This window comes from Pseudomonas edaphica (assembly GCF_005863185.1).
Taxonomy (GTDB): Bacteria; Pseudomonadota; Gammaproteobacteria; order Pseudomonadales; family Pseudomonadaceae; genus Aquipseudomonas; species Aquipseudomonas edaphica.
On record NZ_VBVZ01000008.1, the window covers coordinates 1 to 21,796 of the forward strand.

General features: G+C 58.0%; 16 protein-coding genes and 1 pseudogene. 2 read left to right on the top strand and 15 right to left on the bottom strand.

Annotated elements, in window-relative coordinates:
• From FEM54_RS01150 to FEM54_RS01165, 4 genes and pseudogenes are all read right to left on the bottom strand, one after another.
• Positions 1 to 124: pseudogene (locus tag FEM54_RS01150) on the bottom strand (glycine/betaine ABC transporter ATP-binding protein); the annotation flags it as partial.
• Positions 121 to 774, bottom strand: a complete 654-nt coding sequence (locus FEM54_RS01155) for an ABC transporter permease (RefSeq protein ID WP_017138293.1) — start codon at positions 772 to 774, stop codon at positions 121 to 123. The gene FEM54_RS01155 and the pseudogene FEM54_RS01150, both read right to left, overlap by 4 nt.
• An 11-nt stretch (positions 775 to 785) precedes the next feature.
• Entirely contained in the window at positions 786 to 1,682 is an 897-nt protein-coding gene (locus FEM54_RS01160; RefSeq protein ID WP_017138292.1) for a glycine betaine ABC transporter substrate-binding protein, read from the bottom strand.
• A gap of 20 nt (positions 1,683 to 1,702) precedes the next feature.
• Positions 1,703 to 2,419 carry an ABC transporter permease gene (locus FEM54_RS01165; RefSeq protein WP_017138291.1) on the bottom strand — a complete coding sequence of 239 codons (717 nt, stop codon included), beginning with the start codon at positions 2,417 to 2,419 and terminating at the stop codon, positions 1,703 to 1,705.
• Between the two features lie 332 nt (positions 2,420 to 2,751).
• Here FEM54_RS01165 and FEM54_RS01170 point away from each other — a divergent pair, with 332 nt between their 5' ends.
• Positions 2,752 to 4,335: a peptide chain release factor 3 gene (locus FEM54_RS01170; protein WP_017138290.1), complete on the top strand. Its 1,584-nt coding sequence runs from the start codon at positions 2,752 to 2,754 to the stop codon at positions 4,333 to 4,335.
• Between the two features lie 470 nt (positions 4,336 to 4,805).
• Positions 4,806 to 5,069 carry a hypothetical protein gene (locus FEM54_RS01175; RefSeq protein ID WP_017138289.1) on the top strand — a complete coding sequence of 88 codons (264 nt, stop codon included), beginning with the start codon at positions 4,806 to 4,808 and terminating at the stop codon, positions 5,067 to 5,069.
• Between the two features lie 215 nt (positions 5,070 to 5,284).
• Here FEM54_RS01175 and FEM54_RS01180 read toward each other — a convergent pair whose 3' ends face one another.
• The 11 genes from FEM54_RS01180 to FEM54_RS01230 all read right to left on the bottom strand — a co-directional run bounded on the left by FEM54_RS01180 (position 5,285) and on the right by FEM54_RS01230 (position 21,652).
• Positions 5,285 to 6,256 (bottom strand): peptide ABC transporter ATP-binding protein, encoded by a 972-nt coding sequence (locus tag FEM54_RS01180; protein WP_017138288.1) that lies wholly within the window; start codon positions 6,254 to 6,256, stop codon positions 5,285 to 5,287.
• Positions 6,256 to 7,224 carry an ABC transporter ATP-binding protein gene (locus FEM54_RS01185; RefSeq protein ID WP_017138287.1) on the bottom strand — a complete coding sequence of 323 codons (969 nt, stop codon included), beginning with the start codon at positions 7,222 to 7,224 and terminating at the stop codon, positions 6,256 to 6,258. The genes FEM54_RS01180 and FEM54_RS01185 overlap by 1 nt, the downstream gene beginning before the upstream one ends.
• 10 nt (positions 7,225 to 7,234) lie before the next feature.
• Positions 7,235 to 8,146, bottom strand: a complete 912-nt coding sequence (locus FEM54_RS01190; RefSeq protein WP_017138286.1) for an ABC transporter permease subunit — start codon at positions 8,144 to 8,146, stop codon at positions 7,235 to 7,237.
• Between the two features lie 10 nt (positions 8,147 to 8,156).
• Complete coding sequence (locus FEM54_RS01195) at positions 8,157 to 9,167, bottom strand: ABC transporter permease subunit (RefSeq protein WP_138449132.1); 1,011 nt, start codon at positions 9,165 to 9,167, stop codon at positions 8,157 to 8,159.
• A gap of 77 nt (positions 9,168 to 9,244) precedes the next feature.
• A complete protein-coding gene (locus FEM54_RS01200) occupies positions 9,245 to 10,843 on the bottom strand; it encodes an ABC transporter substrate-binding protein (protein WP_138449133.1) in 1,599 nt (532 codons plus the stop codon).
• Between the two features lie 80 nt (positions 10,844 to 10,923).
• Positions 10,924 to 12,318 (bottom strand): OprD family porin, encoded by a 1,395-nt coding sequence (locus FEM54_RS01205; RefSeq protein ID WP_017138283.1) that lies wholly within the window; start codon positions 12,316 to 12,318, stop codon positions 10,924 to 10,926.
• A 170-nt stretch (positions 12,319 to 12,488) separates the two neighbouring features.
• Complete coding sequence (locus tag FEM54_RS01210; RefSeq protein ID WP_370589437.1) at positions 12,489 to 14,033, bottom strand: ABC transporter substrate-binding protein; 1,545 nt, start codon at positions 14,031 to 14,033, stop codon at positions 12,489 to 12,491.
• A 364-nt stretch (positions 14,034 to 14,397) separates the two neighbouring features.
• Positions 14,398 to 16,026, bottom strand: coding sequence for an ABC transporter substrate-binding protein (locus tag FEM54_RS01215; RefSeq protein WP_017138281.1), 1,629 nt, complete (start codon positions 16,024 to 16,026; stop codon positions 14,398 to 14,400).
• Positions 16,027 to 16,284: 258 nt separating this feature from the next.
• Positions 16,285 to 17,886, bottom strand: a complete 1,602-nt coding sequence (locus FEM54_RS01220; protein WP_138449134.1) for an ABC transporter substrate-binding protein — start codon at positions 17,884 to 17,886, stop codon at positions 16,285 to 16,287.
• A gap of 142 nt (positions 17,887 to 18,028) precedes the next feature.
• Positions 18,029 to 20,173 (bottom strand): hypothetical protein, encoded by a 2,145-nt coding sequence (locus FEM54_RS01225; RefSeq protein WP_138449136.1) that lies wholly within the window; start codon positions 20,171 to 20,173, stop codon positions 18,029 to 18,031.
• Positions 20,174 to 20,938: 765 nt separating this feature from the next.
• On the bottom strand, positions 20,939 to 21,652 hold the full coding sequence (locus FEM54_RS01230) for an SIMPL domain-containing protein (RefSeq protein WP_017138278.1): 714 nt from the start codon (positions 21,650 to 21,652) through the stop codon (positions 20,939 to 20,941).
• Positions 21,653 to 21,796 lie beyond the last annotated feature (144 nt).

Genomic DNA, 21,796 nt, shown 5'->3' on the forward strand with positions numbered 1-21,796 from the left:
AGCCCGACGGGCCGAGGAATACGCAAATTTCGCCTTCGTTGACGGTCAGGCTTACGTCGTTCACGGCGGAGACAGTCTTGCCGTTGCTTTGAAAAGTCTTGGTCAGGTTTTGAAGTTCGATCATTTGAGCAGTCCTTTTGGAGTCAGCGAGCGTTGCAGCCATTGCAGAAGCAGGTCGGCGAAGATGGCCAGGAGACTGACCAGCACGGCGCCAACGATCAGCATCGACATGTCGCTGCGGCTGATGGAAGCCAGAATAAGTACACCCAGGCCACCGGCGCCGATGGTGGCGGCGATGGTCATTACACCAATGTTCATCACCACGGCGGTGCGCACACCGGCGAGGATCACCGGCACGGCAATCGGCAGTTCGACCATGCGCAGGCGCTGGCCGAAGGTCATGCCGATGCCTTTGGCGGCTTCGCGAATACCCGGCTCCACGCCCGTGAGGGCGAGGTAGGTGTTACGCATGATCGGCAGCAGTGAGTAGAGGAACACCGCGGTAATCGCCGGCATCGGCCCCAGGCCCTGGCCGAACTTGGAGTAGAACGGCAGCAGCAGGCCGAACAGCGCGATGGACGGCACGGTCAGCAGCACCGTGGCGCTGGCTTGCAGCGGGCCGGCCAGGGTCGGGAAGCGGGTCATCAGCACGCCGAGGGGCACGCCGACGACAATCGCGAGAATGACCGCAATGCCGACCAGGGTGATGTGCTGCCAGGTCAGTTGCAGGACAAGTGCCCAATCAAGATGGGAAAAGGCGTTCAGGAATTCCATGTCTTCTCCTCTTATTGGCTGATGGGATGTTGGCGCAGAAAATCTGCGGCCACGGCGGATGGGCTTTCATGGTCGACGTCGACCCGTGCGTTCAACTGGCGCATGGTGGCGTCGTCAAACAGCGCAGCCAGCGGCTTCAGGTCGGCGGCCAATTGTGGGTGGGCGTCGAGATAAACCTGACGCACCACGGGCGCTGCGGTGTAGTCCGGGAAGTAGTGCTTGTCGTCTTCCAGCAGCTTCAATTTGAAGGCATTCAGGCGACCGTCGGTGGTGTAGACCAACCCGGCAAACACCTGGCCATTACGCAGCGCGGTATAGACCAGGCCGGCGTCCATCTGCCGAGTGTTTTTACGCGTGAGGTTCATGTCATACAGCTTGACCATGCCGGCCATGCCGTCGGAACGGTTGGCGAACTCGGTGTCCAGGGCTACCAGGCGGTTTTCCTTGGTTTTTTCCGCCAGGGCTTGGGTCAGGTCGCTGATGCTATTGACCTGCGGGAACTCCTTAGCCACGTTCTCCGGCAATGCCAGGGCGTAGGTGTTGCTGAATTTCGACGGCGACAGCCAGACCAGGCCTTTTTTCGCGTCGAGTTCTTTCACCCGAGCGTAAGACTGTTCGCTGTCGAGCTTCTCGTCGATATGGTTGTAAGCCACCAGCGACACGCCGGTGTACTCCCAAATTAAATCAAGCTGCCCGCTTTCCTGGGCACTGCGTGCCAGGTTACTGCCCAGGCCGCCGGTCACACGGGTGTCGTAGCCCTTAGTGCGCAGGTACTGGGAAGTGATTTCGGCGAGCAGGGTCTGTTCGGTGAACACCCGGGCGCCGATGCGAATCACCGGTTTTTCGGCGGCTTGCGCAATGCCTGCAAACAGCAGGACGCAGCTCAATATCAAAGTCAGTTTTTTCATGTGATTTCCTTTGCCAAGCCTTAAGACGCACGCACTCCGCGTTCCAGCCAGAGGCGGCTGGCCATGGTCACCAGACCGTCGAGCAGCAATGCCAGCAGCGCGGTGCACGCGGCGCCGAGCAGCAGTTGCGGCTGATTGTTCAGGGCGATGCCGGGGAAAATCAGGCTGCCCAGGCTGTTGGCGCCAATCAGGAACGCCAGCGGGGCGGTGCCGACGTTGATCGCCAGGGCCACGCGCACGCCGCCGATGATGATCGGCACGGCGTTGGGCAGTTCCACGCGAAACAGCACCTGGCGCGGCGTCATGCCGATGCCGGTGGCAGCTTCTTTGAGTGAGCCTTGAACGTTTTTGAGGCCTTCGTAGGTGTTGCGCACGATGGGCAGCAACGAGGCGAGGAACAACGCGAAGATGGCCGGGCCACTGCCGATGCCGAGGACGCCGAGGGCGATGGCCAATACGGCCAGGGGAGGGACGGTGTTGCCGATGTTGAAGATCTGCATGAAGCGTTCTGCGCGCCCGACCATGTTCGGTCGGCTGAGCAGGATGCCGGCGGGGATGCCCACAACGAGGGCGGCCAGCATGGAGACTAGAACGAGGATCAGGTGTGCTTGCAGGTAAAACAACAAATCGTCGCGGTACAGTTCGATCGTGTTGATGCCGATCCAGTGGACCAGCAGGGCCAGGAGTGCGACGACAACCGCACCTCCTATCAGCCCTTTGCCATAGCGAATAGCCACAGGCGGACTCCTTTTTTTCTTTTGTCGGCGAACACATTCTCCGGCGGCAATGCCATTGCTGGCTGCCTTCGAATGTGTTCGCGAAAAGCAGCTCGCCGATACCGGCAACGCGGTATGCGATCGAGCCATGAGCGCAGCCTCGTCAGGCTAACTTGCTGATTTTTCAGCCCCTGTTCCGAGTGCGGTAGCAGGGGAGTGGACGTCTCTACCTTTTAAAAGGTTCCATACTTGGCAGCATTTAGCCACCCCCAATCGGGTGAACGGTGGTCCGGTGCCTGGGGTTTGCGCTATACTCGCCGCCCTTTTTTGACTCACCTGCCAGGCGATTTCCCATGACCCACCAGGCCGCCGAAGTCGCGAAACGCCGCACTTTCGCCATTATTTCCCACCCCGATGCCGGTAAAACCACCATCACCGAGAAGCTGTTGCTGATGGGCAAGGCAATCGCTGTGGCCGGCACGGTGAAATCCCGCAAATCCGACCGCCATGCGACATCCGACTGGATGGAAATGGAAAAACAACGGGGTATTTCCATTACCACGTCGGTCATGCAGTTCCCGTATCGCGACCACATGGTCAACCTGCTCGACACCCCCGGCCACGAAGACTTCTCCGAAGACACCTACCGCACCCTCACCGCGGTGGACTCGGCCTTGATGGTCCTCGACGGCGGTAAAGGCGTTGAGCCACGGACCATCGCGCTGATGGACGTGTGCCGTCTGCGTGACACGCCCATCGTCAGCTTCATCAACAAACTCGACCGCGATATCCGCGACCCAATCGAGTTGCTGGATGAAATCGAAGCCGTCCTGAAGATAAAGGCCGCGCCGATCACCTGGCCGATCGGCTGCTACCGCGACTTCAAGGGTGTGTACCACCTGGCCGACGACTACATCATTGTCTACACCGCTGGCCACGGTCACGAACGCACCGAAACCAAGATCATCGAGAAGCTCGACTCGGACGAAGCCCGCGCCCACCTGGGTGACGAGTACGACCGTTTTGTCGACCAGCTGGAACTGGTGCAGGGCGCCTGCCACGAGTTCAACCAGCAGGAATTCCTCGACGGCCAGCTGACGCCGGTGTTCTTCGGTACTGCACTGGGCAACTTCGGTGTCGACCACGTGCTCGACGCCGTGGTGGACTGGGCGCCGAAACCCCTGGCCCGGGTTGCCAACGAGCGCACCGTGGAACCGGTCGAAGAGAAATTCACCGGCTTCGTGTTCAAGATCCAGGCGAACATGGACCCCAAACACCGCGACCGTATCGCCTTCATGCGCATCTGCTCCGGTAAATACGAAAAAGGCATGAAGATGCGCCACGTGCGCACCGGCAAGGACGTGCGCATCGGCGACGCCCTGACGTTCTTCTCCTCCGAGCGTGAGCAGCTGGAAGAGGCGTTTGCCGGCGACATCATCGGTTTGCACAACCACGGCACCATCCAGATCGGCGACACCTTCACCGAAGGCGAAGCCCTGGGCTTCACCGGCATCCCGCACTTCGCCCCGGAACTGTTCCGCCGCGTACGCCTGCGTGACCCGCTCAAATCCAAGCAACTGCGCCAAGGCCTGCAGCAGCTGGCGGAAGAGGGTGCCACCCAAGTGTTCTTCCCCGAGCGCAGCAACGACATCATCCTCGGCGCCGTCGGTGTGCTGCAGTTCGATGTGGTCGCCAGCCGCTTGAAAGAGGAATACAAGGTCGAATGCTCCTACGAGCCAATCACCGTGTACTCCGCGCGCTGGATCGATTGCAGCGATAAGAAGAAGCTGGAAGAGTTCTCCAACAAGGCCGTAGAAAACCTGGCGATCGACGGCGGTGGCCACCTGACCTACCTGGCACCGACGCGGGTCAACCTGGCGCTGATGGAAGAGCGCTGGCCGGATGTGAAATTCCGGGCGACGCGCGAACACCACTAAGGTCTGTGCGGTACACCAAAGGGCGAAGCTGTCATGGCTTCGCCCTTTTTTGTGTGCGCGACGCTGGTCCATTGTGGGAGCTGGCTTGCCTGCGATGGCGGTCTGTCAGTAACCCTATCAGTGGCTGGCCCACCGCTATCGCAGGCAAGCCAGCTCCCACATTTTGATCTTCATCTGTCCGGGCCATTGGCGCGAATCCCGCATCCGGTCTAGCGTTTTCAAATACTTCACCCACTCACCGACGGATCCGGAGGCGACCTTGCGTATAACTCAACGTGCCGTCCAGCTGATGCTGCTGGCAGCCCCAGGCTCAGCCCGCGCCCAAGGAATATCAAGAAAACCCCTACAATGACGGTGAGGACAGGATACGTGAGTCCTGATTGGCATAAACCCGAGAACGGAACTAGCTTCATTCACAGCGCCGGTCGAACGCTGGCGCACGTGTTTCACTGACTGGACGGAAATCGACCATGACTATCTTTCAACGTTTGGTGCTGTTGCTGAAAGTGTTGGTGATGTTATCGCTGGGCGCTTCTTCGGCGTGGGCCAGTACGGCTGTGCAGAGCCAGGCCCCAGGCTATGTGGCGGCGAAGACGGCGCAGGTGGGTGGTTTGCAGTTGGCCAAGAGCGAGTCTGAGGCCGGTGATGAAGACCAGGGCGGCTCAAAGGATGATGATGACCAGCAAGCGCCGCCAGATGACGATGACAACTCTGAAGGTGACAGCGATACCTGAGTCGAGATGAAAAAAAGCCCCGCCTGCCGGACTGATGCGCAATCCGACGGGTGGGGCGGTAGAACTCCTCTAAGTCGATCGTTCCCACGCTCCGCGTGGGAATGCATCCTGTGACGCTCTGCGTCACGCCTTAATCGAGCGACGGGACGCAGAGCGTCCTGGGCGGCGTTCCCACGCAGAGCGTGGGAACGATCCACTGTCTCGCCCTACAAGGCTTAAGCCACAAACTGCTCCGCATAGTGGCAAGCCACCTGACGGTTATCCAACGCTCGCAACTGCGGCTCCTCACTGCTGCACCGCGCCGTGGCATACGGGCAACGCTTGTGGAACGCGCAGCCAGGCGGCGGGTTTAGCGGGTTGGGCAGTTCGCCGACGATCTTGATCTTCGGCTTGTTCGGGTCCGGGTGGATGGTCGGGGTGGCCGACAGCAGCGCCTGGGTGTAGGGGTGCAGCGGGCGCGCGTAGATGTCTTCCTTGGGGCCGACTTCCACGGGGCGGCCGAGGTACATCACCATCACGTCGTCGGCGACGTGTTGCACCACCGCCAGGTTGTGGGAGATGAACACGTAGGCGGTGTTGAATTCCTGCTGCAGGTCCATGAACAGGTTGAGTACCTGGGCCTGGATCGACACGTCCAGCGCCGAGGTCGGCTCATCCGCCACCAGCACTTTAGGCTGCAACATCATGGCGCGAGCCAGGGCGATGCGCTGGCGCTGGCCACCGGAGAACATGTGCGGGTAGCGCTGATAATGCTCAGGGCGCAGGCCCACTTGCTTCATCATGGCCTGCACTTTCTCGCGGCGTTCGGCGGCGGACAGGTTGGTATTGATCAGCAGCGGCTCGCCGAGCTGGTCACCGACCTTCTGGCGCGGGTTCAACGAGGCGTACGGGCTCTGGAACACCATCTGCACGTCTTTGCGCAATTGCTTGCGCTGGGCCTTGTCGGCGCCGGCGACTTCCTGGCCGGCGATTTTCAAGGAGCCGGACGACGGCTCTTCAATCAGCGTGAGCGCACGGGCCAGGGTGGATTTGCCGCAACCCGACTCGCCTACCACGGCGAGGGTCTTGCCGGCTTCCAGTTCAAACGACACACCATTAAGCGCGCGCACCAGTGCATGGCCCTTGAACAGGCCACGGGACACTTCGTAGTGACGGGTGAGGTCGCGGGCGGTAAGAACGACGGCCATTACGCCACCTCCTGGTTCAAGGGGTAGAAGCAGCGCGCGAGGCTGTTGCTTTTCGGGTCAAGGCCGGGGCGCTGGGCACGGCAGGATTCCTGCACGTACGGGCAACGTGGCGACAGCAGGCAACCCTGCGGGCGGTCATAACGACCAGGCACGATACCCGGCAGCGTGGCCAGGCGCGTGGCGCCCAGGCTGTGCTCGGGAATGGCCTTGAGCAGTGCCTCGCTGTACGGGTGCGCCGGAATGTCGAACAGTTGCGGCACCTGGCCGACTTCCACGGCCTGGCCGGCGTACATCACGCACACGCGCTGGGCGGTTTCAGCCACGACCGCGAGGTCGTGAGTGATCAGCACCAGGCCCATGTTCTGCTCTTTTTGCAGGGCCAGCAGCAGTTCCATGATCTGCGCCTGGATGGTCACGTCCAATGCCGTGGTCGGCTCATCGGCGATCAGCAGCTTCGGCTCGCCGGCAATCGCCATGGCGATTGCCACGCGCTGGCTCATACCGCCGGACAGTTGGTGCGGGTAAGCATCCATACGGCTGGCGGCGCCTGGGATTTCTACCTTTTCGAGCAGTTCGATAGCGCGTTTGCGGGCTTGCTTGCCGGACATTTTCAGGTGCAGGCGCAGCACTTCTTCGATCTGGAAACCCACGGTGTAGCTGGGGTTCAGCGCGGTCATCGGGTCCTGGAACACCATCGCCAGGTCTTTGCCGACGATCTGGCGACGCTGGCGGTTGCTCAGCTTGAGCATGTCCTTGCCGTCAAAGTTCAGCGCGTCGGCAGTAACGATACCGGGGTGCTCGATCAGGCCCATCAGCGCCATCATGGTCACGGATTTACCCGAGCCCGACTCGCCAACGATCGCCAGTACTTCGCCTTTGTCGACGGAAATGTCGAGGCCATCGACCACCGGCACGGCGGTCTTGTCGCCGAAGCGCACGTTGAGATTCTTGATTTCTAACAGTGACATGGGAATCTCCTCAGGCGGCGTTCTTGAGTTTCGGGTCCAGCGCATCGCGCAGGCCGTCACCCATCAAGTTGATTGCCAGCACGCTGAGCAAAATGGTCAAACCAGGCAAGCTCACCACCCACCAGGCGCGTTCGATGTAGTCACGGGCCGAAGCCAGCATGGTGCCCCACTCAGGGGTTGGCGGTTGTACGCCAAGGCCAAGGAAGCCCAGGGCCGCAGCATCGAGGATCGCCGAGGAGAAGCTCAAGGTGGCCTGTACGATCAGCGGCGCCATGCAGTTGGGCAGCACGGTGATGAACATCAGGCGTGGCAGGCCGGCGCCGGCGAGGCGGGCGGCAGTCACGTAGTCGCGGTTCAGTTCGCCCATTACCGCAGCGCGGGTCAGACGGACATAAGACGGCAGCGACACGATAGCGATGGCGATGACGGTGTTGATCAGGCCAGGGCCGAGGATTGCGACGATGGCAACAGCCAGCAGCAGCGATGGCAGGGCCAGCATGATGTCCATCAAGCGCATGATGGTCGGGCCAAGCACGCGTGGGAAGAAACCGGCGAACAGGCCCAGCAGGATGCCCGGGATCAGCGACATCACCACCGACGACAAGCCGATCAGCAACGACAGGCGCGAACCCTGGATCAGGCGCGAGAGCAGGTCACGGCCCAGCTCGTCAGTACCCAACAGGAACTGTATTTGCCCACCTTCCAGCCAGGCCGGTGGGGTGAGCAGGAAGTCGCGGTATTGCTCGCTGGGGTTATGTGGCGCAACCCACGGGGCGAAAATCGCGCAGAACACGATCAGCAACATAAACAGCAGGCCGGCAACCGCGCCTTTGTTTTTGGAAAAGGCTTGCCAGAATTCTTTGTACGGGGACGGGTACAGCAGGCTTTGATCGACTGCTACCGCTTGAGTAGGTGTGCTCATGGTCATGATCTCAGCGCTGGTGACGGATGCGTGGGTTGGCGAAGCCGTAGAGGATATCCACCACGAAGTTCACCATGATCACCAGGCAGGCGATCAGCAAGATGCCGTTTTGCACCACCGGGTAGTCCCGCGCGCCAATGGCTTCGATCAGCCATTTGCCGATGCCGGGCCACGAGAAGATGGTTTCGGTCAGGACCGCACCGGCCAGCAGGGTGCCGACTTGCAGGCCGACCACGGTCAGTACCGGGATCAGCGCGTTACGCAGGCCGTGCACGAATACCACGCGCGCCGGCGACAGGCCTTTGGCCTTGGCGGTGCGGATGTAGTCTTCGCGCAGTACTTCGAGCATCGACGAACGGGTCATGCGCGCAATCACCGCCAGCGGGATGGTGCCGAGCACGATGGCCGGCAGGATCAGGTGGTGCAGGGCATCCCAGAACGCGTCCGGCTCGTCAGCCAGCAAGGTGTCGATCAGCATGAAGCCAGTGCGCGGCTCGATGTCGTAGAGCAGGTCGATACGCCCGGAAACCGGGGTCCAGCCCAGGCTCACCGAGAAGAACATGATCAGGATCAGGCCCCACCAGAAGATCGGCATCGAATATCCCGCGAGGGAGATGCCCATCACCCCATGGTCGAACAGGGATCCTCGTTTAAGGGCCGCGATCACCCCGGCCAACAGGCCCAGGATACCGGCGAACAACAGGGCGGCCATGGACAGTTCCAGGGACGCAGGGAAGAGGGCGGTGAATTCGGTCCACACGCTGGTGCGTGTGCGCAGCGATTCGCCGAGGTCGCCGTGGGCGAGCTTGCCTACATAGTCAAAGTATTGCGCATAGAGTGGCTTGTTCAGGCCAAGGCGTTCCATTGCCTGTGCGTGCATCTCGGGGTCGACACGGCGTTCGCCCATCATGACTTCTACGGGGTCGCCGGGAATCATGCGAATCAACGCAAACGTCAGCAACGTGATGCCGAAAAACGTGGGGATCAATAACCCCAATCGGCGGGCAATAAAACTAAACATCTTGTTGTGTACCTCAATCAGCCGGTTAGGCAGGTTCGGCACCGTCAATGTCGACGGTGCCGAGCGTCTTCTCTTATTTACTTCACCTGGGTGGTGGCGAAGTTATTTGTACCCAGAGGGCTTTGGGTAAAGCCTTCTACGTTCTTGCGCATGGCGGTGAACAATTTCGGGTAAGCCATGGGCAGCCATGGTTGATCTTTTTCGAAAACGTCCTGTGCTTGTTCATAGAGCGCAGCGCGCTGGCCGGGTTCAGCGATCGCGCGCGCTTTGTCGATCAAGTCTTGAAACTCTTTGTTACACCAGCGGGCGTAGTTTTCGCCGTTTTTCGCTGCATCGCAACTCAGGTTTGGCGTGAGGAAGTTATCCGGGTCGCCGTTATCACCGACCCAACCGGCCGAAACCATATCGTGCTCACCGTTTTTGGCACGCTTGAGCATCTCGCCCCATTCCATCACTTTGATGTTCACTTTCAGGCCGATCTGCGCCAGATCCGCTTGCATGCGCTGGGCGCCGAGCATCGGGTTGGGGTTGGTCGGGCCGCCACCGTTACGGGTGAACAGGGTGAACTCGGTGCCTTCCGGCACGCCGGCTTCCTTGAGCAGGGCGCGGGCCTTGTCGAGGTCACGGGGTGGGTTTTTAAGCTTGTCACTGAAACCCAGCAAGGTTGGCGGGTAAGGGCCGGTGCCCACCACGGCATTGCCTTTGCCGAACAGGGCTTCGGTATAGCCGGCCTTGTCGAATGCGATGTTGATCGCGTGACGCACCCGTGCATCGCTCATGTACTTGTGGGTGGTGTTCAGTGCGGTGTAGCTGGTGGTCATCGCCGCCAGTTCATCGACTTTCAGGTTCGGGTCTTTCTTGATGCTTGGAATGTCATCCGGCTTGGGGAACAACGCGATCTGACATTCGTTGGCCTTGAGCTTCTGCAGGCGCACGTTGTTGTCGACGCTGATCGCCAGGATCAGCGGGTCGACTGCCGGTTTGCCGCGGAAGTAGTCGGGGTTGGCCTTGAACCGCGCCTGGGCGTCTTTCTGGTAACGGATGAAGACGAACGGGCCAGTGCCGATCGGCTTGGCGTTGAGGTCTTCGGTCTTGCCGGATTTGAGCAACTGGTCAGCGTATTCCTTCGAGTGGATTGAAGAGAACGCCATGCCCAGGTCGGCAAGGAAAGGTGCTTCAGGACGGGTCAGGGTAAAGACGACGGTGTGATCGTCGGTCTTCTCTACGCTCTTGAGCAGTTCCTTGAAGCCCATGCTTTCGAAATACGGGTAGCCCACGAGAGACTTGTTGTGCCAAGGGTGATTCGGGTCCAGCTGGCGCTGAAAGCTCCAAAGCACGTCGTCGGCGTTCATGTTGCGCGTGGGTTTGAAGTAGTCGGTGGTGTGGAACTTTACATCGTCACGCAGGTGGAAGGTGTAGGTCAGGCCATCAGCGCTGATCTCGGGCAGGGCCTTGGCCAGTGCCGGTACAACTTCGGTGGTGCCGGGCTTGAAGTCCACCAGGCGGTTGAACATGGTTTCAGCGGCGGCGTCGGCGGTTACTGCGGTGGTGTACAGAACCGGGTCAAAACCTTCCGGGCTGGCTTCGGTGCAGACCACCAGTGGTTTGGCTGAAACGCCGATCGCAACGCTCAACAGCGCAGCGGCAATGGCAGCTTGTAGCGGGAGCATTTTCATTCAGAGCCCTCTGCAATCGATTAAACCAGACAAGCGTAGACGGCGGGCTCGTGATGAGCCCGCCGTCTACCTGGCGCTAATTAAAGAATGTTGAACGGGATGGTGGTGACCAGGCGGAACTCACGGATGTTGCCGTCAGCCTGGTTGGCGCTGGCACGGTGAGTCACGTAGGTACCACGGATGGTGGTGGCCTTGAGTGGGCCGCTCTGCAGGGCGTAGGAAGTACCGATGCCGTATTCCTGGTGTTTCTCGCCATCCTGGTTCTGGATGCCGTTGTAAGCGAAGCCTTTCACGCCGCCGTCGCCGGTGTAGTGAGTGCCGTCGATGCCCCAGCCGCGAGCCGAGTAGATGTTGAACTTCAGGCCAGGCACGCCGTATTCGGCCATGTTGAGGCCGTAAGCGACCTGGAACGATTTCTCGTTCGGGCCGTTAAAGTCGGACGTCAGGGAGTTGGCCAGGTAGATGCCGTTGGTTTCGTGCAGGTAGTCGAAGTACTCGTTACCGTTCACTTCCTGGTACGAGAAGGTCAGGCTGTGAGCCTGGTGAGTCAGGCCCAGCGATAGCGAGTAGGTGTCGTTGTCGATCTTGCCCATCAACTTTTTGCCTTCGTCGACGGTCTTGTAGTAGTTCAGGCCGGTGGTCAGGGCCAGGGTCTGAGCATCACCCAGTTCGTGGGTGGCGCCGAAGTAGTACTGGTTCCAGAAGTCTTTGACTTGAGCGCCAAAGAAGCTGGTTTTCAGGCTCTTGAACGGCTGGTAGTTCACGCCGGCGGTGTAGACGTGATCCGCTTCCTGGCCATTGCCGTATTCACTGCGGAATTTCGACAGGCTCTGTTCGGTACGTGGCGACACGCGGTCGAAGTAAGCGCCCTGGAACGACAGGTTGCTGAATTCTTCGCTGTTCAGGGCGAAACCTTCGAAGCTCGATGGCAGCGCACGGTTGCCGATGGTGTCGACGATGCCGCTGCTGAAGTTCTGGCGACCGGCGGTCAAGGTGGTGTTCGACACACGGAACTTCACGTTGGCCAGGCCCAGTTTGCTCCACTGGTCGACTGCATCACCGTTGGAGTCGGCCAGGGTACGGTTGGAACCACCCTTGATGTCGCGCTTGCTGCGGTCCAGAACCAGAGCGTTGTAGGCCGCGACTTCGGTAGCGACGCCCACGGTGCCTTGGGTAAAGCCCGAGCTCAGGTTGAGGATGGTGCCCTGTACCCAGTTGGTACGGTAAGCGTCAGTGCGCGCTTCGCCGTGCTTCTGGTAGGTGAACTTGCCGCCACGGAACTTCTGTTCGTTGGAGAACCAGTTACGGGTGGTACCGCCCAGGCTTGCGCCGTCGACAAAGCCTTTGGCCTCGCTTTGGGCACTGGTGCCGGCCAATGTGGTTGGAACGAAGTCCTGGCTCTGGGTTTCAGCGAAGGCGGTTGCCGTGATGCTGCTGATGGCCAGGGCCAGAAGCGCTTTGCTGCTCAGTTTCATGGGTGGAGCTCCTTTGGTTCTCTTTTTAATGCCGGTCTTTTTAGGTGAACCGGCTATTGGGTGTGTAACTCGTTCAAGCTATTGCAAACGTTTGCCGTAGGATAAATCCCAACAAAAGGCTGCACGTTTGCTACGGAGCCGATTTGGCTCCGCACCATCCGGTTATTTTCTTATGGGTTGAAACTGACGCCCGAGAACACGTTGCGGCCGAAGGGGCTGACTTTGAAACCTTCGACTTTGGCGCTTAACGGCTGGTTGACCGTCGAGTGGGCGACTGGCGTGATTGGCACTTGCTGTTTAAGCAATTGCTGCGCCTGTTTGTACAGAACAGTCCTTTGTTCGCGGTCGGTCACGACCTTGGCTTGCTTGATCAGCTTGTCGTACGCCGGGTCACACCACATGGAGTAGTTGTTCCCGCCGATGGCGTCGCAGCTGTAGAGGGTGCCCAGCCAGTTGTCCGGGTCACCGTTGTCGCCGGTCCAGCCGATCAGGCTGATATCGTGCTCGCCGTTTTTGGTGCGCTTGATGTACTCGCCCCATTCGTAGCTGACGATCTTGACCTTGAGGCCGATCTTGGCCCAATCGCTTTGCAGCATTTCGGCCATCAGCTTGGCGTTGGGGTTGTACGGGCGCTGCACCGGCATGGCCCACAGGGTGATCTCGGTGCCTTCTTTAACGCCGGCGGCCTTGAGCAGTTGCTTGGCTTTTTCCGGGTTGTAGGCGGCGTCCTTGATGCTGTCGTCGTAGGACCACTGGGTCGGCGGCATGGCGTTGACCGCCAGTTGGCCCGCGCCCTGGTACACGGCATTGAGGATGCTTTGCTTGTTCACCGCCATGTCCAGCGCCTGGCGCACTTCGAGCTGGTCGAAAGGTTTGTGGCGCACGTTGTAGGCGATGTAGCCGAGGTTGAAACCTGGCTTGGTCAACAGTTGCAGGTTCGGGTCGGCCTTGAGCGCGTCGACGTCAGCGGGGCGCGGGTGCAGGGTCACCTGGCACTCGCCAGCCTTGAGCTTCTGCACCCGCACCGAGGCGTCGGTGTTGATGGCGAAAATCAGTTGGTCCAGCTTGACGCGGCTCGGGTCCCAGTACTGCTTGTTGCCCACATAACGGATCTGCGAGTCTTTCTGGTAGCGCTGGAATACGAACGGGCCTGTGCCGATCGGCTTCTGGTTGATGTCGCTGGGTTTACCTTGTTTAAGCAACTGTTCGGCGTACTCGGCCGACAGGATCGAGGCAAAGCTCATGGCGATGTTTTGCACAAACGCGGCATCAACCGTGTTCAGGGTCATCACCACGGTGTAAGGGCCGGTCTTCTCGACCTTGGCGATGTTCTTGTTCAGGCTCATCCCGTTGAAGTATGGAAACTCGGTGGGGTAGGCCTTGCGAAACGGGTATTCAGGGTCGAGCATGCGGTTGAAGGTGAACAGCACGTCGTCGGCGTTGAAGTCGCGCGTCGGCTTGAATTCCTTGTTGCTGTGGAACTTCACCCCTTCACGCAGGTGAAAGGTGTAAGTCAGGCCGTCTTCGGAAATATCCCACTTGGTTGCCAGCCCAGGCACCACGTCAGTCGCGCCTTTTTCGAATTCAACCAGGCGGTTGTACAAGGGCTCCGCCGCGTCGTTGTCGGTGGCGGTGGTGTACTGCGCGGTGTCGAACCCGGCCGGGCTGCCTTCAGAGCAGAACACCAGGCTCTTCTTTTCGGCGGCTTGGCCCATCGTGGCCACAGCCAGCAGGCTGGTGCCAAAAATTGCGGATAGAACAGTGGTATGGCGCATGACGATCCCAATCCTTGTTTGTTGTTGTCACCAGCGAACAATCACCCAGGCGTCAGGCCTGGGAGACATCACTGATCCCACATACAGCAAGTGCCTTTCCTAGGTTGGAGCCTCTGCTGTCCTACGACGGTATGGGTCGCGGAGCTTGCAGTAAATGCGCCAAAACGGATTGACCTTGTAGGCAACGGATGCACATGTCGCAGTTCATTGCTGTAGGACGGCAATGTTGCGGATGTGGTCTGTTTCCTACGGTCTGGGCGGATGCAATAACGGCGACGTTATGAAACGTCGCCGCTACTGAGCCTTACTTGCCGCTTACGCTAACGCCGTAGAAGGAGTTCAAGCCAAACGGGCTGATCTTGAAGTCCTGCACGGTGTTGCGCATGGGTTGATACACCGTCGAGTGCGCGATAGGTGTCATCGGGACTGCATCTTTGAGGATATGTTGCGCCTGCTTGTACAGCTCGGTGCGTTTGGCGACATCCGATGTGGCTTTGGCTTCTTTGACGATGCCGTCGAATTTCTTGTCGCACCATTTGGAGAAGTTGTTACCGGACAGCGAGTCGCAGCCGAACAGCACGTTCAGCCAGTTGTCAGGGTCACCATTGTCACCGCTCCAGCCAATGATCATGGCCTGGTTCTCGCCGCCTTTGGAACGCTTGATGTACTCGCCCCACTCGTAGCTGACAATGTTGACCTTCAGGCCGATCTGTTTCCAGTCGTTCTGCAGCATCTCGGCCATCAGCTTGGCGTTCGGGTTGTACGGACGTTGAACCGGCATGGCCCACAGGGTGATTTCGGTGCCTTCCTTGACGCCCGCTTCCTTGAGCAAAGCCTTGGCTTTGGTCACATCATGCGGGGCATCCTTGATGGTGGTGTCGTAGGACCACTGGGTCGGCGGCATGGCGTTGACGGCCAGTTGGCCTGCGCCCTGGTACACGGAGTCGATGATCTGCTGCTTGTTCACCGACATGTCCAGCGCTTCACGTACACGCAGGTCAGACAGTGGGTTGGCGGCGGTCTGGCCCTTGAGCACCGGCATAACGTTGTAAGCGATGTAACCCAGGTTGAAACCGGCCTGGTGCGGCAGTTTCAGGTCCTTGTCTTCACCCAGCGCCTTGAGGTCGGCTGGACGCGGGAACAGGGTCACCTGGCATTCGTTTTTCTTCAGCTTCTGGATACGCACCGACGGGTCAGTGGTGATGGCGAAGATCAGGTTGTCGATCTTCACGTCTTCAGGCTTCCAGTAATCCTTGTTGCCGGTGTAACGGATGTTGGAGTCTTTCTGGTAGCTCTTGAACACGAACGGGCCAGTGCCGATTGGCTTCTGGTTGATGTCCTGTGCCTTGCCTTCTTTCAACAGTTGGGCGGCGTATTCAGCCGACTGGATCGACGCGAAGCTCATTGCCAGGTTCTGGATGAAAGCGGCGTCCACAGTGCCAAGGGTGAACTTGACGGTGTGGTCATCGACTTTCTCGATGTTCTTGATGTTGGTGTCCATCCCCATGTCCGTGAAGTACGGGAACTCGGTGGGGTAGGCTTTGCGAAACGGGTCGTCCTTATTGATCATGCGGTTGAACGTGAACAGCACGTCATCAGCATTGAAGGTACGGGTCGGCTTGAAGTACGAGGTGGTGTGGAACTTCACGCCATCACGCAGGTGGAAGGTGTACGTCAGGCCATCCGGGGAAACGTCCCAGCTGGTGGCCAGCCCAGGAATCACAGCAGTGCCGCCGCGTTCGAACTGGGTCAGACGGTTGAACATGGTTTCGGCCGAGGCATCGAAGTCTGTTCCGGTGGTGTACTGGCCTGGGTCGAAACCGGCCGGGCTCCCTTCGGAGCAGAACACCAGGTTAGTCGCCGCTTGGGCGAATGGAGCTGCGGCCATAAGGCCAGCACTCACTAAAAGCGGAAGGACTGCGTGTTTAAGCATGTTGGCCTCATGATTTGTTGTCATTTTTGGTGGTGAGGGCGACCTCGTGAGTCGGCCTGCGGATACTTATGCAGGGGCCATACCCATTGCAAGATGCTGAACCGTTGCGAGAGGCAAACTGTGGTACGAACGTACAGGAATGTCGCATTTATGAAAGTTTGTACATAAATGCATATATATAGAGGGTTTTTTCGGTGCATTTTGCGCACCAAAAAGGCCCAGCCGAGGCGTCTGGCGCACTCGGTTGGGGCGATGATGTTACTTATCTAGACTGACGCCATAGAACGGCGTAAGCCCAAACGGGCTGATCTTGAAGTTTTGCACTTCCTTACGCAGTGGCTGGAAAACCGTCGAGTTCGCAATAGGCGTTATAGGTACTTGTTCCTTAAGTATTTTTTGCGCCTGTTGATACCACTTGATGCGTTGCTCGCGGTCGTTGCTGACCTTGGCCTGTTGCACCAGCTTGTCGTAGGCCGGGTTACACCATTTGGCGTAGTTACTGCCCTTGACGGCGGCACAACTGTAGAGCACGCCGAGCCAGTTATCCGGGTCGCCGTTGTCGCCGGTCCAGCCATAAATCATGGCGTCATGCTCGCCATTTTTGGCGCGCTTGATGTATTCGCCCCATTCGTAGCTGATTATGTTGGCCTTGATACCGACCTTCGCCCAATCCTGCTGGATCATTTGTGCCGACATGCGTGCGTTGGGGTTTGAAGCGCGCTGTACCGTCATGGCCCACAAATTGATGGTGGTACCTGGTGCAACCCCTGCTTCTTTTAGTAGCGCCCGGGCCTTGGTCGGATCGTACGGCGCATCCTTGATAGTGGGGTCATAAGACCACTGCGCCGGTGGCAGTGCGTTCTGCGCCAATTGTCCGGCGCTCTGGTAAACGGCCTTGATGATCGCGGGCTTGTCGATGGCCATGTCCATCGCCTGGCGCACTTTGAGCTGGTCCAGCGGCGGATGCGTCACGTTATAGGCCAGGAAACCCAAGTTGAAACCGGCCTGTTGCAGCACGCGCAGGTTGGGGTCTTGTTTCATTATTTCAATGTCGGACGGACGCGGGTAACCGCTGACCTGGCATTCACCGGCCTTGAGTTTCTGCAGGCGCGCGGCGGCGTCCGGGGTGATGGCGAATACCAGATTGTCGAGCTTCACATCCTCGGGCTTCCAATACTGCTTATTGGCCACGTAGCGAATCTGCGAATCTTTCTGGTAGCGCTTGAACACAAACGGGCCTGTGCCCACCGGCTTCTGGTTGATCTCTTCGGCTTTGCCTTCTTTGAGCAATTGAGCGGCGTATTCGGCTGATTGCACCGAAGCGAAGCTCATGGCCAGGTTCTGTACGAACGAGGCATCGACATTGTTCAGGTTGAACTGCACGGTGTGGTTGTCGAGTTTCTCGACGTTTTTGATCGTGGTGTTCAAACCCATGTCGGTGAAGTAAGGCGATTCTGACGGGTAAGCCTTGCGGAACGGGCTGTTGGCATCGAGCAAGCGATTGAACGTGAACAGCACATCATCCGCATTGAAGTCACGGGTAGGGGTGAAGTAGTCGGTGGTGTGGAATTTGACGCCATCGCGCAGGTGGAAGGTGTAGGTCAGGCCGTCTTTGGAGACCTCCCAGCTTGTTGCAAGGCCAGGCTCTACCTCGGTGCCACCGCGCTTGAACTGGGTCAGGCGGTTAAAGACGGTTTCGGCTGAGGCATCGAAATCGGTGCCGCTGGTGTACTGGCTGGGGTCGAAGCCGGCGGGGCTGGCTTCGGAGCAGTAGACCAGGGTAGTCGCCGCCTGAGCGGTCGGCATCAAGGCCAGGAGGCCGGCGGCAAGGAGCAACGGTTTTAAGGTGATTCTTTCCATGGAGACCCCTGAAGTGGTGGGCATATAAAAGCTGCCCAAACGGAAGCGACGGTCACCGAGGTTACCGCCGTTCAGGGTTATCAGGTAGAGACTCTGGTTCACTTAATGCAGTCAGATGATGCCCTTCGGCAGGTTCTCGCTGTTATGGTTGTGGGAAGGTCATTGGCTTATAAGTAAATGCCCACCATGAAAACGGATTCCAATAGGGATTTTTCTTTACGGGTTTGAAGTTTATGGTTTTCGCCAATTCTTTGGCGACGTATTTTTCAGCTTCGTCTCTGGCCAATGCCCTATCGGCATCAGTCAGCGGGGAGTTCTGAGTTTGTTTTAGGGCTTTCAAATATTCTTTTTCTACTTTTTCAATCGCGGCATTTATTTCTTCCGGCACGAGGTTGCCTGTGAGCGTGCCACGATAGCCTTTGACAGGGCGCTGTATGAGCCTCTGAAACTCAGCCGCGAAGGAGGCATCTCCACCACTTGCAGAGTCACATGTCAGCAGCCGTATATTGTCAAACGTCTCCGGGTGAATGCCTGCGTCTTTAAGTGTCTGAAGTAGCTCTTCGGGCGTATGGAGTTTTCCGGCATATGAAACTTTCGCGATACCAGTAGCAGGGTCGACGCTCCCATGGACGAGTATGTTGAGTCGTTCTGCACTGCCTTTTTTGTTGAAATCGGTAAATGTGTAGAGTTTTTTGTCAAGGGCGTTTAGGTCATTGAGTTCTCCACTCAGAATTACGTTTTTTTCAGGCGTAGAAAAAAGAGCCTCGCCGGTCGGTAAGTCTTCAATGGACCTTAGAATCGAACGTTTACTGTTTTGCGCTTCGATTGTCGGGGGCACGCCTTCTGTTTCAATGGCCGGTGGCGTACTCGGTTCGTTTGGCGCGGCGTTGGTGGCGGGGTGTATATCGCTTTCGCTCGACACTTTTATGTTTCGCTCAAAATTAAAACTCTTGGTCTGCTCATTGTATTTCCAGCCGTAAACTTCGCTGCCCGCGGTAGTAGGCCCGATGGGGGCTTCACCCAACCCAGCATCCGTCCCAATTTGTGCAACTTCGTGCGCGAGTTGCAGGGTAGATATCACCGCGGCAGCAGTGCCGCCAACGCGATCGCTGGCTGTCATACCCGTGGCGGCGTCATGAATGCCAAATACGATATTGCCCGTATTGCCGACAACGGGGACGTAACCGAAGGTATTGCCCCACGCCTCTTTCGCGGCCTTCCACGATTGCTTCGAGGCACCAAACACCTGCGTCTGATCGTCCGATTTTGCATTTTTGGTGTTCATCTCCTGATAGGCGTGGGCAATACCGGAGTTAAGGCTTCCAAACTTTAAATAATAGTGTGAATTTCGCGACTGGGTATAATTAAAAGTCTCCTCCACCGGTACAACTTTTTCGCTGGTTTTACCGGCACGCCCCGGGTAGGTGGCACCTTTACCGATAATCAAATTTTCGAGTACATCGCCCGCCGGGGGCCAATGAGTATTTTGGCCGCCCTGCCTGTCCTTGGAGTTGAAACTCCGTAGCAACTCATTGCGGTTTTCTTTTGCCCAACTGGCAAATTCATTATCGCCGTCTATTTTACTGACCTTGCCGTTCTTCAAGTCAATCATCAGGCCTCTATTGGGCCGGTGATCATAATCGCCATGGTAGTTTTTGTAAGGGATAAACGCATACCCGGCGAGCGGATAGCCGTAGATATTTGGAATAACCACGTTGCCGTTTTTGTCTAGTGTTCGGTCGATGGCTTCTTGTGCCTCAGCCCCGAGCGCCTTATAACTTTCCTCGTCGTTGCGCAGACTGTGCAAGGTGCCCCGCACTACATAGGCATCGGCCAACCCTGAGCGCTTCGCCAGTGCGCCCGAATGATCCGCCATGGGCTTGATTATCTCGTTTTTCCAATGATGCTGAAGCTTGGCGCCCATCGACTCCAAGTCGTTAATTTTATTTCGGTCTTCTGGCCTGATTTGCATGCTTTGGGCATTAATCACGCCGCCTCCCGCGGGCCTATCGTGCTTAAGGGCTCCGGCTGCAATCTCCCATGCAAAGTAGGTGCGCTCGTCTTTGCTGGTCAGGTGAGAAGCACCATTAAGCTCCTTGGTGTAAGCGGTGAACGTCACCGTGATTGTTTCATGCGGGTCATACCCGGCTGCCAGCAAACCGCCACTGAAGTAACCTGCGGGTTCCATGTATTGACGGGCATCTTGGAATTTAATATTCCTTTCGCCTTCGCTACCGTGTTCCACAAGCTTTAACTTCCACCTTACGCGATCCGCATAGTCACCCATACGTGCCTCCCGTTCTTGCAGGGAGGCGTTCGCCGCGGGTGGAGTGACGCTCCATCCATAAATGACTCCCGGGATATTACCCGGTTTAAGATCGTCGAAGGGCGAGTGTCCATGAAACCCACCGCGATAAAACGGCTGGCCCCTCGGTAAACCTCTTGAATTTCTATCCGGAGGGGATAGATCGCGAGTGACGCGATTGCCCATGTGTGCTTGTTCTGGATAGTTTGAATCCAAGGGAGTAGTTGGTGTAGCGCAAGCGTGCAGCGAAGAGGGTGCCATTGTTTGCATGGTCGGCTCGATTTACTGAGTGGGTTGTGAACTTAACTGTCGATCCTCACTGGGCAGCAGGCGGCCGCAAGTTTACGCTGCGGTGCAATAGCAGGCATCGCACAGAGAACGTCGAATAAACACGTTGCTTGTTAAGTTAAGGCAGCAGTGATGATCACTCAGTGGGGGGCTGGACGCGTCGAGTTCCACTTTACACCCTGGTTGAGCACGTAAAGTTGATGCTTAAACTTATTCCGACTGTGCAGAAGAAAAGTTTTACATGAAGGTACTGTCAACTGTTGCATGGCAGTTTGAGTGGGAAAGCTTTCCACTTGAAATTTTACGGTCGTCGTTAATGAAATGTTGCTGTATGGCGTTCGAGCGCGGCGATGTGAGTTGTGATTTTGCGATGTCGGTGTGGGGCTGTTGGGCGACATAAGCGCGGTCAAAAAAAAGCGCAGCCTGTCAGGCTGCGCCGTTTCTAATATCGCAAAGGGTTTAGTGCAAGACCTCAATCACCCCATCAGCGCTCATGTTGACCTGGCTGGTGCCGGCTTCTACTTCTGGCGTTGGCGCCGAATCCGCCATGGCCGCCTTCATCATCATCCCGCCATTGCGGGCGTAAGGCATCGGGTAACCATTGGTGTTGAAGTTCAGGTTGACGATCTTGTAGCCCTTGCCACCCAACGCGTCAGTTGCGAGCTGGGCACGGGCCTTGAACGCGGCGACCGCATCCTTGAGCAACGCATCTTCGCTGGCCTTGCGCGTGGTGTCGGCGATGGCGAAGTCCATGTTTTCCATTTTCAGGGTGTTCAACAGCTCGCCAGTGAGTTTGGACAGTGCCGGGAAGTCGGCGCTTTCCAGACGCAGTTCGGCGCGTTCGCGCCAACCGGTGATCTTCTGGTTCTTGCTGTCGTAGATCGGGTAGCTGTTGCGGCTGCCTTGGCGCAGGGTTACGGCTTTGACTTCACGTGCCTGGCCCAACGCCTTGTTCATGGTGTTGGTGATTTCGGCAGCAAGCTTGGCCGGGTCGGCATTTTGCGATTCGGTGTACAGCGTGACGATCATCTTGTCGCGGGCAACCTCCTGGCTGACCTCGGCGCGCAGGGAAATCTGGTTGTAGTTCAGCCCTTCGGCTGCCAAAGCGGGGAGGCTGGCAAGGGTGGCGACGCCCAGGGTGATAACAGCTGCACTGCGAGTGAAACGAGACATGGAAGCTCCTTAAGGTGTTCGTATCGGGTATGACTGTAGACGGTGGTATCGGGTTCTTCGGGTTTACACATTCGCTACAAGTTGTGATGGCGCCGACGAACGGTCGTTTGGCCGGCCTGCGTCAAAGAGCCACACGCGCCGTGC